7 protein-coding genes are annotated in these 13067 nt (G+C 43.0%); 2 read left to right on the forward strand and 5 right to left on the reverse strand.

The annotated features are described in order from the left end of the window. On the forward strand, positions 1 to 7294 hold a 7294-nt coding region (locus tag HMPREF9007_RS14700), incomplete at its 5' end, for an LPD38 domain-containing protein (RefSeq protein ID WP_032850382.1). A gap of 66 nt (positions 7295 to 7360) precedes the next feature. After that, a complete protein-coding gene (locus HMPREF9007_RS14695) occupies positions 7361 to 9331 on the forward strand; it encodes a hypothetical protein (RefSeq protein WP_008761277.1) in 1971 nt (656 codons plus the stop codon). Between the two features lie 46 nt (positions 9332 to 9377). Here the strand turns inward: HMPREF9007_RS14695 and HMPREF9007_RS14690 are convergent, their stop codons facing one another. The 5 genes from HMPREF9007_RS14690 to HMPREF9007_RS14670 are packed head-to-tail and all read right to left on the reverse strand — an operon-like array spanning position 9378 to position 12973. Next, complete coding sequence (locus HMPREF9007_RS14690; protein WP_004317974.1) at positions 9378 to 9611, reverse strand: hypothetical protein; 234 nt, start codon at positions 9609 to 9611, stop codon at positions 9378 to 9380. Further along, complete coding sequence (locus tag HMPREF9007_RS14685) at positions 9611 to 9940, reverse strand: hypothetical protein (protein WP_008761278.1); 330 nt, start codon at positions 9938 to 9940, stop codon at positions 9611 to 9613. Before HMPREF9007_RS14685 ends, HMPREF9007_RS14690 begins: the two co-directional genes overlap by 1 nt. 33 nt (positions 9941 to 9973) lie before the next feature. Then, positions 9974 to 12088, reverse strand: coding sequence for a terminase (locus HMPREF9007_RS14680; protein ID WP_032850342.1), 2115 nt, complete (start codon positions 12086 to 12088; stop codon positions 9974 to 9976). Continuing rightward, the gene (locus HMPREF9007_RS14675; protein ID WP_004317982.1) at positions 12081 to 12599 is read right to left on the reverse strand and encodes a rhomboid family intramembrane serine protease; all 519 of its coding nucleotides are present in this window, start codon (positions 12597 to 12599) and stop codon (positions 12081 to 12083) included. The genes HMPREF9007_RS14680 and HMPREF9007_RS14675 overlap by 8 nt, the downstream gene beginning before the upstream one ends. Further along, a complete protein-coding gene (locus HMPREF9007_RS14670) occupies positions 12560 to 12973 on the reverse strand; it encodes a hypothetical protein (RefSeq protein WP_225658373.1) in 414 nt (137 codons plus the stop codon). Before HMPREF9007_RS14670 ends, HMPREF9007_RS14675 begins: the two co-directional genes overlap by 40 nt. Between the last annotated feature and the right edge of the window lie 94 nt (positions 12974 to 13067).

A 13067-nucleotide genomic window follows, 5' to 3' on the forward strand; every position in this document is an offset into this window, starting at 1 on the left:
AAACCGGATACAGAAATTTGACAAGACCGATGTATTCAGCAAACGTGTTGTTGAAAAAGAGAAAGAACCCACTCCTGCCAATGTCAAGGACGGTATTATTGCAAGTATCTTCAAATTCGGTCGTGTAGATATACCGTACATCGCCGAACAACTTGGTACAGGTATCGAGGATGTGAAAAAAGAAATCATCGAGAGCGGTTACGGTTTCGAGAACCCTGTAACCCGACAGATGGAAGCATCCTATCACTACTTGAGCGGAAATATTCGTGAAAAACTGCGTCAAGCAGAGGAAAACAACGAAAATGGGGAATTTAACCGCAACATCAAGGCGTTGCAGGAGAAGATGCCCATGGAAATCCCTGCTCACTTGATTGACTTCACCCTCGGAAGCTCTTGGATTGACCCGAAACTGTATGAGGATTTTGTAAAGGAACGCACGGAGGTTGACGTACGGTTTACAGCTGTGGGCGGTACTTGGTTTATGAAAGAACCATACTTCACCGATTATGAGAAGAACCGTGCAATGGGGGTAACCAGCGAAATGCTTAACCGTACCATTATGGGGCATACTCTCATTGAAGCTGCCATTCAGAACAGAAGCATCACCGTTTCCACCACCAAGAAGCGTTATGACGGCACTACTGAAACTATTACCGACAAAGAGGCTACACAGGCTTGTGCTGCCAAGATTGATGAAATCCGTCAGGATTTCAAGGATTGGGCAAGGCAGAAGATGCAGAGCGACTCTGAAATGTCGGCATTGATTGAGCGTATCTATAATGACACGTTCAATAATTTTGTGCCGATGAGCATACCCGATGAGTTTGTACCGAAATATTTTGGTGGTGCTTCGCATAAATTAAAGATGCGTCCGCATCAAGGCAGAGCCATTGTAAGAGGCACACAACAGCCTTTGTTGCTTGCCCATGAGGTTGGAACAGGGAAAACCTTTACTCTAATTTCTACAGCAATGGAAATGCGCCGTTTGGGTACTGCACGCAAACCCATGATTGTGGTGCAGAATGCTACCGTTGGACAATTCGTTGCAAGTGCAAAGGAACTGTACCCCAACGCCAAGATATTGACACTTGAAGAAGCAGACCGCAGTGCAGAGGGCAGAAAGAACTTTTATGCCAAGATACGCTACAACGATTGGGATATGATTGTCGTTCCGCAGTCTACCTTTGAATTTATCCCCGACAGCGAGGAAAGGGAAATGACTTTCGTGCAGGACAAGATTGAGGAGAAGATGCTCATTCTTGAAAAGATGAAAGAAGAAGATCCGGACGGAAAAAATATGATTACCCGACAGGCTGAACGGGAAATCGAATTATTGGAGGAGCAGCTTGCCGGACTTGCAGACAATGCTTCAAAGAAACGTACCGCCAATGATGAAAAGAAACGTGCTGTAGCTTTGCAGAACGCAGAGGTTAAAGCTATGGAAATGCTTGACCGCCGAACTGACGATGTGGAGAACTTTGACGATATGGGCATTGATGCTTTACTTGTAGATGAAGCGCACGAGTATAAGCACCTCGGATTTGCCACTGCCATGCAGCGTGGAGTTAAAGGTGTGGATCCGTCATACAGCAAGAAGTCGCAAGGCGTGTTCCTGAAGACACAGGCTATCTTGGAAAAAAACAACGGACGGAACGTAATCTTCGCAACCGGTACACCCATCAGCAACACCGCCGCAGAGATTTGGACGTTCATGCGCTATCTCATGCCCGCTGATACGATGAAAGAGTACGGTATTTATTACTTTGATGACTTTGTGCGCAACTTCGGTAACATTCAGCAGATGCTGGAGTTCACCACAAGTGGAAAGTTCAAAGAGAACAACCGCTTTGCTGGGTATGTCAATCTGCCTGAACTGGTGCGTATATGGTCGGGAGTGTCCGATACCGTCCTAACCAAAGAAGCCGGCGGCGTAAAGGACAAAATACCCGAAATGGAGGGAGGAAAGGCACAAGACCTTTATCTGCCACAGACACGCGCATTACGTAGCATCATGAAGTTCGTAAAGAACGAACTTGAACATTATGAACAGATGAGCGGAAAGGAGAAGAAAGAGAACAGCCACATCCCGCTCACGATGTACGGTATTGCCAAAGCCGCTGCCGTGGATGCCCGATTGGTACAGTCTGATGCTGAAGATGATGTAAACAGTAAGACTCATGAAGCCGTTCGACAAACATTGCGCTCGCTGAAAGAAACAGCCGATTACAAAGGTACGGTTGCCATTTTTGCCGACAATTACCAAAACAAACAGAGTGGCTTCAACCTTTATGATGACATCAGGGATAAGCTGATTACAGAGGGGGTTCCTGCAGATGAGATTGTAATAATGAGGTCGGGAATGACTGTCAAGAAAAAACTTGAAATCTTTGAAAAGGTAAACCGTGGCGAGGTGCGTGTGATTCTCGGTTCGACCTTTACACTCGGTACAGGCGTGAACATTCAGGAACGCTTGCACACGCTGATACATTTGGATGCGCCTAACCGTCCAATGGACTATACCCAACGTAACGGACGTATTTTGCGACAGGGAAATCTGCACAAGGATATGAATAAACCTGTACGTATCTTGCGTTTCGGTGTAGAGGATAGTCTGGACGTTACCGCCTACCAACGTCTGAAAACAAAGGGGGCCATTGCCGATAGTATTATGAATGGCAAGCAGATGATGTCGAACAGTATGACCAACCGTGTGCTTGAGGAGGAAGAAGATGTGTTTGGAGATACTATAGCACAACTCTCCGGCAGTGAGTATGCCATGCTGAAAAACAATGCGGAAAAGAATGTACGCAAGTATGCAAGCCGTAAAAAGCAATGGGAAACAGACCAAGCCTACATCCATAATGCCAAGCCAAGGTTAAAAGCCTTTATCAAAGATGCTGAAAAGCGTGTTGAGGATAACAGCCGATCCTTGGAGGCTGTACGTGCATCATTCCCCGATGAACAATTCAAAGAGATTGTAATCGGCAAACATCGCTTTACCTCTGTTGATACAATGGATGATTTCTTCAAGGAACACAACAAGACTGTTCTTGCTGAAATGAAGCAGATGAAAGACGGTGATATTGCAGGGGAACAAAAGCGAGAACTGACTATACAGATAGGCAATTTCCCATTCATTGTAACAACTAAATTGACAAGACAGACCATGCGTGATGGTACAACTTTGTTCAATGACGTTGAAAGAAAAATGACTTATTCATGTACAGAACTCGGTATCGAGGATGTTCCTGTACGTCAAAATCTGCTCCGTAATGCCATTGAGGACATTACCGGCAATGTGATTACAGGAAAGAACTTTGCCGAAAGATTGGAAGCCGCTGAACGAAGCAAGAAACACAATGAGACCGAATTGAAAGAACTCTTGTCAAGAGAGGGCAAACCTTTCGAGTATGAAGAGGAATTGGCACAAGCGAAATCACAGTTGGAAGAATATGCCGAACTGATGAAGAAAGAATTGGAAGAAAAGGAAGCCAAGTATGCGGAAATGGATGCCACAGTAGAAACGGCAAATAATGTTTCTACCTCGGAAGAAGATGATGAATTAAAACGTGAAGATGATGGTGCATATACCGATGATGAGGTCAGCTATGATAATGACTCGGTGGCAAAACTGCTTGGACAGTCAAGGAGAACTGCAAAGCAACGGAGGAAATTTGCACAACGTGAACGCCAAAGAATGGCAGAGCGTGTGGTAAGCCTGACAGAGAAACTGCATCTTGACAATGTGGAGGTTGTTACCGATGCCTCAACACTGGATGGCAAGAAACAGCGTGCGAAAGGATTCTACTCAAAGAGTACAGGAAAGATAACTATTGTCATCCCTAATCACACGAGCATGTTTGACGTTGAGCAGACCCTACTTCACGAGGCTGTGGCACACTACGGCTTACGGCAGTTGTTCGGAGAACATTTTGATACATTCCTTGATAATGTATTCAACAATGCCGATGAAATTATACGCAGACGTATTGTAGATATGGCTTCAAAGAATGGTTGGGATTTCCGCAAGGCTACCGAAGAATACCTTGCCGGACTTGCCGAACACATTAATTTCGAGGAAGCACGTAAAAACGGTTGGTGGCAGAGGATAAAACAATTCTTCTTTGAAATGCTCGACAAATTGGGCTTTTCCGATTTTAGAGGGGTTACTCTGACGGATAATGAACTCCGTTATATCCTTTGGCGTAGTTATGAAAATCTGAAAGAGGGTAAGCACAGCAACCTGTTCGGAGAAGCTGCCGACATTGCTATGCAGCACAAGTTGAGGGTTGGCGAATTTGCCGACACCTCAACCGATGATGTACTGAACCGAGACGGTGATCCCGAAATACACGAGCGTACTTTGGCACGAGCAAAATATGAACAACGTGTGAAGAGTGGAATGTATCAGTCACAGGAAGCCTTGCAAGATAGTATGCTTGGTTTGAAAGAAGCAATGACCGCAATCCTCGGCAAGAATACCCGAATGGAAGATGTTGATGGATTTGAAAATGCCTACTTAGGTGAGAACCGCTTATCAAGTGTGAACAAAGCCGAAGCCGATGCCTTTGCGCACCTATTGTTCAAGCCAATGCTTGAAGAAGTAGCCAAACTTGCGCATAATACAGCAGAGCGCGAGGAACTGACCGATTATATGATGGCTAAACACGGTCTTGAACGCAATAGAGTAATGGCGGAGCGTGATGCACAAAAGGACTTCGCGGAATATCAGAAGCAGCATCCGAAGAGTACAAAGACCTTGCAGGACTTTATCGACGAGTGTCGTAAGCGTGATTATGCAGGTCTTACTGCCCTTACAGGTATGGAAGAGATTGTAGATGCAGAAGCCGAAGCACAGGTTATGGTAGATGAGTACGAAAACGCACACGACACCACCGCATTGTGGAGCAAGGTTAATGCCGTCAGCAAGGCAGTCCTTTCCAAGTCCTACGAATGCGGAATGATGAGCAAGGAAACCTACGACAGTGTAAGAGATATGTATGAGTTTTATATCCCTTTGCGTGGATTTGATGAAAAAACGAGTTCTGAAGCATACGCTTACCTTACACATAAGCAGAGTCTGTTCAATGCACCTATCAAGAAAGCAGAGGGAAGACGCTCTAAAGCAGATGATCCATTTGCCAACCTACAATCCATGGCCGAGAGTGCCATTATGCAAGGAAACCGCAACAAACTCGTGAAGCAGAAGTTCTTGAACTTTGCCCTCAACCATCCGAGCGACCTTGTTAGTGTGAGTGATTTGTGGTTGCAGTATGATGCGGTTGCTGATGAATGGAAGCCGATATTCCCCGACAATATTGACATCAACGATAGTCCCGAAGAGGTAGAGCGAAAGATGAACGAATTTGAGGATAAGATGAAGCAGCTTGCTGAATCTGCCCCCGATAATTACAAGCACGGCAAGGATGCGGTAAACATTCCGTACCGTGTGGTAGAGAACCGTAATTTGCGACAGCATCAAGTGGTGGTGAAGCGAAACGGCAGAGACTATGTGATTACCATCAACGGTAATCCGAGAGCTGCACAAGCATTGAACGGACAGACGAACCCGGATAATGATATCAGCGGAAGTATCGGTCAGCTTGTACATCTCATTGGAGATGTGAATAGAACACTGTCCTCATTGTACACCACATTACAGCCGGACTTTATTGCAAGTAACTTCTTGCGTGATATGGTATATTCTAATTCTATGGTGTGGGTTAAGGAAAGTCCGAAATATGCTATTCAATATAACATGAACTTTGCGAAGTTACCTATTGTAAGAATGGTTATGTTATTGGATAAATACCGCAGGGGAACGCTTGATATGAATGATGAAATAGAGAAAATGTTTTATCAGTTCATGATGAACGGTGGCGAGACAGGATTTTCAAGAATGGCAGACATTGACGAGCATAAGAAAGAAATCAAGAAGATGCTGAAAGCGGCGAATGAAAAAATTCCTGCCCATGTGGTACGTGAATGTATGGCTACCTGGATAGGCGAAGTGGGACGAGGTATAGAGATGCGTGCTCGATTTGCCGCCTTTGTAACAAGCAGGAATGCGGGACGGACAATAGACCGCAGTATTTGGGATGCCAAGGAAATCAGTGTGAACTTCAACAAGAAAGGCGCAGGTGATAAGTTCTTGGGGGCTGAAGGACAAACCATGTTGGGAAATGTAGCAGCCGGTGTATCGGGTGCAGGACGAGCCGGATATATCTTTTGGAATGCCGCCCTGCAAGGAACGTTCGGAAACTTCTTGAAGTATGCGATGAGGCATCCCGGCAAAATGGGTACTGTCGTTGCATCATGGTATGGTTTAGCCATGCTTGTTACCGCACTTGCTTCGGCTGGAGGTGATGATGACGATGACAGCTACTATGACATACCCGAACATACTCGCAGACAGAACCTCATTGTCAAGGGGCCCGGTAACGCATGGATAAAGATTCCTTTGCCTATCGAGTACCGAGCTGTGTATGCGATGGGAGAACTTACCGGTTCTTCCCTGTTCCATAACGAGAAATTGGAGGTTAGCGATGTATTGGCACAGATGAGCCAATTGCTTCCCGTAGATATGATGGAGGGGACAAAAGCGTTGTGGCCAAGCAGCGTCAAGCCGATGGTGGAAGTATCGAATAACGAGAGTTGGTACGGTAGTCCGATATGGAAAGATACACCCTACAATAAATATATGCCGAATTGGACGAAAGCCTATAAGAGTGCGAATAAAGACCTTGTAAACCTTTCTGAAACACTGAACGAAGTCAGTGGAGGAAGCAAGTATAGGAAAGGTACTATTGACTTGAATCCTGCTGCCATTGAGTATCTATTGAAACAATACACCGGCGGCTTCTTCACTGTAACCAACCAAATTCGTAATTTGATCAATGTGGGAACAGGTGAAAAAGATTTTGATTGGCGTTATGTTCCGCTTGCCAACCGAATGTTGATGAGCGGTGGCGATGAACGTAATGTAGGTAGGGGGCTGGATGAGAAGTTCTTTGGTTATTTGGATGCATACCGTGCAAAGGCGAGTGAATTCAGCGCCATTAAAGGTGATTTGAGTTTACCGTTGGAGAAGAAAGCAGAACTGATAAGCGAGATTATCATTGATCCTGAATATGTAAAAATGAAAGAAATGGAACGTATTTACTCAAAACTAAAGAAAGCTTATGATACTGCTAAGGAAATCGGAGATACCTCAAAAGCAGAAGAACTTGAAAAGAGGATTAATGAGTTAAAGCGGACATTCATTTTAGAGATGGAGCAAGACGAACGTAAATAGTTAAACCTAAAATGATTGCTTTGGGTACTACTTTTGTACTCTAAGCAATCATTAAACAACGAAAATATGCATAATAAAGGCAAAGGAAAATTGTTACCAATGAGCCGAATTGCGCCGAAACGGAATGAGCTATCTGAAATTGATACCGTTGCTTCTGCAAAGCGGTATGGTGGTCGCAGAGCATTTGATATTCTAATGGAAGCGCAGTACTATTGGAATCAGATGGAGGACTTTCGAAAAGACCGGGAACGCAATAAACGCTATACTTATGGTTTTCAATGGGATGATATGATTTGTGTTGATGGTAAATCCATGACTGAAGAAGAATATATCAAGAGCCAAGGTAATGTGCCATTGAAAAATAATCTTATTCGTCGGCTTGTACGCAGTGTATTGGGGGTGTACCGCAGCCAAAGTAAAGAACCTACTTGTACAGCACGTGATAGAGATGAACAGAAGCTCGGTGAAACAATGAGTACTATATTACAATGCAATATGCAACTCAACCGAATGCCCGATGTGTACGCTCGAAGTATGGAAGAATTTCTAATCAGTGGCTTTATTGTTCATCGTAAATCATATGGTTGGCGTAATGGTAAAGAAGATTGCTGGACGGATTATGTACAGCCGAACAATTTCTTCATTGATAACAATATGAGGGATTTTAGAGGTTGGGATGTGTCCGTGCTTGGAGAAGTACATGATATATCTTTTGGGCAACTGTGTGAGCAATTTGCTTCCAGTCCGCAAGAATATCGTGAGCTTCGTGATATTTATAAGTGGGCTGCAAGAAAGGATTATATAGCCACTTACGCAGAGCGATTTGGGTATAGTCGGTTAGAAAATTACGATTTTCTCTTTACCAGTGAGCCGGGAAGATGCAGGGTAATAGAAATATGGCGTAAGGAACAGAAGCCGAGATACCGTTGTCATGATTACCAAAATGGTGACATTTTCAAGATAGATGAGGAAGATTATGCACAAGTAGTACTTGCTGAAAACGAAGAACGTATGCGTATGGCCAAGGAGGTGGGTATGCCTGAAGAAGAAGTACCGTTGATAAAAGCTACTTGGTTTGTAGATGATTATTGGTATTTCTATTATCTATCTCCATTCGGTGATATATTGAGGGAAGGGGAGACGCCCTACGAACATGGCAGTCATCCATACGTTTTCAAAGCTTATCCGTTTATTGATGGTGAAATACACTCATTCGTGGCGGATGTGATAGACCAGCAACGATACACCAACCGATTGATAACGCTTTATGACTGGATTATGAGGGCAAGCGCAAAAGGTGTATTGATGATGCCGGAAGATTCTTTGCCTGATGGTGTGAGCATTGACGATATTGCAGAGAGCTGGACGGAGTTCAATGGTGTCATTGTGTACAGACCAAGCAAAAGTGGCAAGGTACCGGAACAGGTAGCTAACAACTCCACGAACATAGGCATTGCCGAACTACTGAATATGCAATTGAAATTCTTTGAGGATATTTCGGGGGTAACTGGTGCATTGCAGGGAAAGCCGGGATATTCGGGGGAAAGTGCATCACATTACAATCAACAGACAGAGAATGCTACAAAATCATTACTAGATTTGCTTGAGTGTTTTAGTTGCTTTGTTGTGGACGGGGCATACAAAGATGTGAAGAACATGCAGCAGTTTTATGATACGAAACGTGTGTTCAATATTGCTGGTAGGAGTGGTGCGCAAATTGAATATGACCCGAAGAAAATCCGGGATGTAGAATTTGACTTAAGCATTACTGAAAGTACTTCAACACCGGCATACAGGCATCTTGCTAATGATATGCTAATGCAGTTGTACCAGTCCCAAGCGATCAGCGTAGAGCAGTTGCTTGAGCATGGGGATTTCCCGTTTGCCGATGAACTGTTACAGAGTATCAAGAGCCAAAAGGAACAGCTCGCACAGGGGAGAGTTCCTGACGGGCTTTCACCTCAATTGCTCCAACAAGCGCAACAAAATGCAAATATGGAAGCTGTAAATCAGTTGCATGGGGCAATGCAAGGCTAAATTCAAAACGGCGAATAGAACCCTGCTCTATTCGCCGTTTTGAAAATTACTCTTTGGACAATTGGTCGCATTCTATCCACGTTTCTAATGTATCATCGAATAGTACTGTACAACCGTAATTATCATCGTCTACTGCTAATACTGTTCCTGAATTTCCATCATCATTACACACAACTCGGTCGCCAGCTTTTATTTTTCGGATATTGTCAATAGCTAGAGGGTCATTAGTAAGTGTGACAATGCCGTCTATCCCCTGTTTTGCATCATATCTACTTCCCATTACTTTTTTCTTTTTTTGAGTGAATCAAGGTAAGTGAAATATTCTTTGCGCTTGAGTTTAACAATTAATTCAGGTAATGCGCCGCTTCCATTTTTATAAGGAGTACAATAGAAACACTCACGTTCCAAATCATTCACGAATGTTGAACGAGATAAATAACCTTTCTGTTTCAGTTTGCGGAAGTTGAATCTATCCATAATTATGAGTTTACCACTTTTTCCATTGGGCATAACGTAATAACGTTCACCTGTTTCCTCATGTGCTTTGTCTGCTTGCACTACCGCTTCATTTAAACGGATTGATGCACGTAATTTTCTGATAATGTTCATTGTTTATTAGTTTATTAAATTAAATGTTTAATTTTATATTGTTGCTGCCGAAACAGCTCTCTTTCTTCTCTTAACAGTAAATCGGCCAACACGAGGTACAATTTTGGGAGTATCCATTTCAAAGAAGCAGATATGCAGTCCGATAGCCCTTGTCATTAATAAGTCATCATGCTTACCGGTAATTGCGCCAAAAGCACCGTTCGGCTTTTTCTCATAACACAGATATTCATCTAAACAACGTTCATCACGTTCTGTGTACAGGTTCTCACGAATAACTTTGACTAATGTTGATATAATCATCGGTTTAGTGGAAATGTTGGTGTGAAAACCGTATTTTGTAGGTAATCCCTCGCGTACATCTTCTTCTGACTGTTTGCGTGCATACAGGTTGGGATATATATCCTTTATTTGGTTAAGAATAAATCCGGATTGGTCACCATCCACTTGCCGCTCCTTATCATGAGTTTCCAACGTGTTGCTCTCTATTACCAAGAGCGAGTTGTCATAAAACGCTGCTATTTGTGCCGCTTTCCACGCAAGCTGGTCGATGTCGCAATGCCCATACCATTGGGCAACCACGACAGGCCTGTCGCCGTCAATCATGAATAGACGATCGAACACGACAATGACAGAGAAGTCGGCTTTATTGGAACGGCCTCCCACATCGACAACAGTGAGGTAGCGGTCTGTGACAACTTCCTTTTCATCTATTTCAGGAAGTTCCCAAATATGTAACAACCCCTGTTTGTCTTCCACAAAACGCAAGTTCTGCAAAGCGTTCTTGCCTTCGTCTGCATCGGCGTAGACTTCGCCGACATATTTAGGCTTCTTGCAGGTACCACGCATTGCGTCCACCTTGTATTTGTCAAACACACGCGCTCCTGAATGAACAAAGGCTTCAATATCGTCGGACGGAAATTCGGCAGCCATTTGTCCATGATCATTATACTTCCTACGTTCGGCTATATACCAGTTGATAGCTTCGAGTGTAGCCCCTTTCTCCCATAACCACCAAAGATACTTACCGCATTCTTCACGTTCGGAACTAGTATTTTCATTGTTACGGTTTTTATAGAGCCATTCTGCAAAACCTTGTTTTTCTTTATCCGAATTGAAAGCCAGCGTGTATTGTTCTATGTCGAACCATGATACGAACATGGCTTCGAACTGGGAATCCCCTTTCTTTGCTGCGGTATATTCCCTGTGAAAGAAATTTCCTGTACCATTCGCTGTACTCTCATAGACAATCATAGTGTATGGTTTTAGGAGAATACCCGAACAGGCCGACCGCACAATATCTTCTGGTTTCTTACCTTCCGTTGCTTTCCATATTCCTACTTCTGAAAGATGTACAAGGTTATAATCTCCACCTCGGCAACTATCCGGGCGTTCCGCTGTACCAATTTTAATTTTACAGTTTCGTTGAGGAACACGGTATATGCTACCCGATTTACCCACTCCTACAAGTTTCGGCTCATTCTCATTGTAAAGCTCATCAATCTTGTGAAGCATTTCGACTGGATATTTTTTAATCATCCTGTCGAACATATCTTTGATTTCATCGGAACCTGCACCTTGATGTGCTATTATGAGTGAATTCAGTCCTATTTTGTGAAGGAGTTGCAACCATGCCATATAAAGCTGTGAAGTGGTAGAGCCGCCCCATTGTCGCGCCTTTAGTAGAATAATACGTATTGGCTTTCCTGCAATACGTAATTTTTCGAGCCGTTCCACAAAGCGACGTTGCGGTCTTGTAAGACGGAACAATACATCTTCTCCACCACCTTTATTCTTGATATAAACGAATGTAGCTGCCCAAAATGGAAAGTCCTCGCGGCTACGTATGCGTACAAATTGCTCTATAACTTTCAGCCGATCATCTGGATTGTCTTCTACTCCCATGTAATCCGTAAGGAATTTGGCAATAGAACCTGCTTCCACAAGTTGACGTACAAGCGGTATTTTCATTACACGCTTTGGTAGCCATTGATTGCGTATAGGAAAATCACTAATGGTACATTTGACACGTCCCCCTACAGAACCTTCGCCGGTAATAGGATTAAATTTTGCATAAATAATTGAATTACGGCGTTCATTCTCTATTAGTATATTGGTAATGGCTTTTATGTTTATATTACCTTTAATCATGTGACTTTTTTATTATCGGCTTGTTAAGCAGAGCCACAAGGAAACCTAACATATAACACCATAGGTGTAATATTGCATTGGTGTGTGGAAATAAGAAACCTGCAGTAAGATAGAATATCATCCACAACTGGTAATATTGTTTGCGTAATACTTCAAACGAGATTGAGCCAAATAAAACAAATACTATTCCCGATAATCCTACTGTTGGTGATGTCATTTCACCAATAAAACACTCAATAGTGTCAACTGGAATCGTAACAGCAATTATGTAAGCTAGTACTAACCGCCATATTCCAATGTCATAAATAAAAACCATTGAAAGCAAACACCATGAATTAAGGGAAGCGTGCAGAATGTTTGCGTGAAAAAATGGGTACAATACACGTCCGGCAATATCACTTCCTGCGTAAATGCCTACAGTTTGCCAATCCCATACTTTGAAAAATGACAAACCTACAACAATAGTAGAAATTACAAGAGCCGTAATCTTTTCCATTTTTCTTGTATCCATTGTTTTCTTGCTTTACATACCATTACTTTTGCACTGCCTGGCGTAAGGTAGAATTTAGGAGCAGGTTGTGCAATAACTTTGGCGCACAGTTCGGAAATAGTTAATTCAGGACATTCTTCTTGAAGCTTAAATACCCGATTATAAATTTCTTCATACATCTCTTTTTTCAATGGGCACATTGTGCTCAAATCTGTTTTACCTCTCATCATTGCAGAAATAATCAATGCAGCACGTATGTCACTAACCCAAAAGCGGCGAGAGGGCATATTGACTATTATTTTGTATACCTCGGACATACGGATATAGTCGCATGATGAAATGTATTCATCGTATGCTCTCATTAAATCGTCCATACGTTCCTTTGAGTATTCCATTATAGCGCCTTTATGCTTCATTTTTCTATTTATCTATGTTCCAAAGTTATAGATTGGAGCGTAAAAAGATAAACGTGGAATCCTTCTTTCCCTC

It is taken from the genome of Bacteroides sp. 1_1_14 (genome assembly GCF_000162515.1).
Classification (GTDB): Bacteria; Bacteroidota; Bacteroidia; order Bacteroidales; family Bacteroidaceae; genus Bacteroides; species Bacteroides thetaiotaomicron.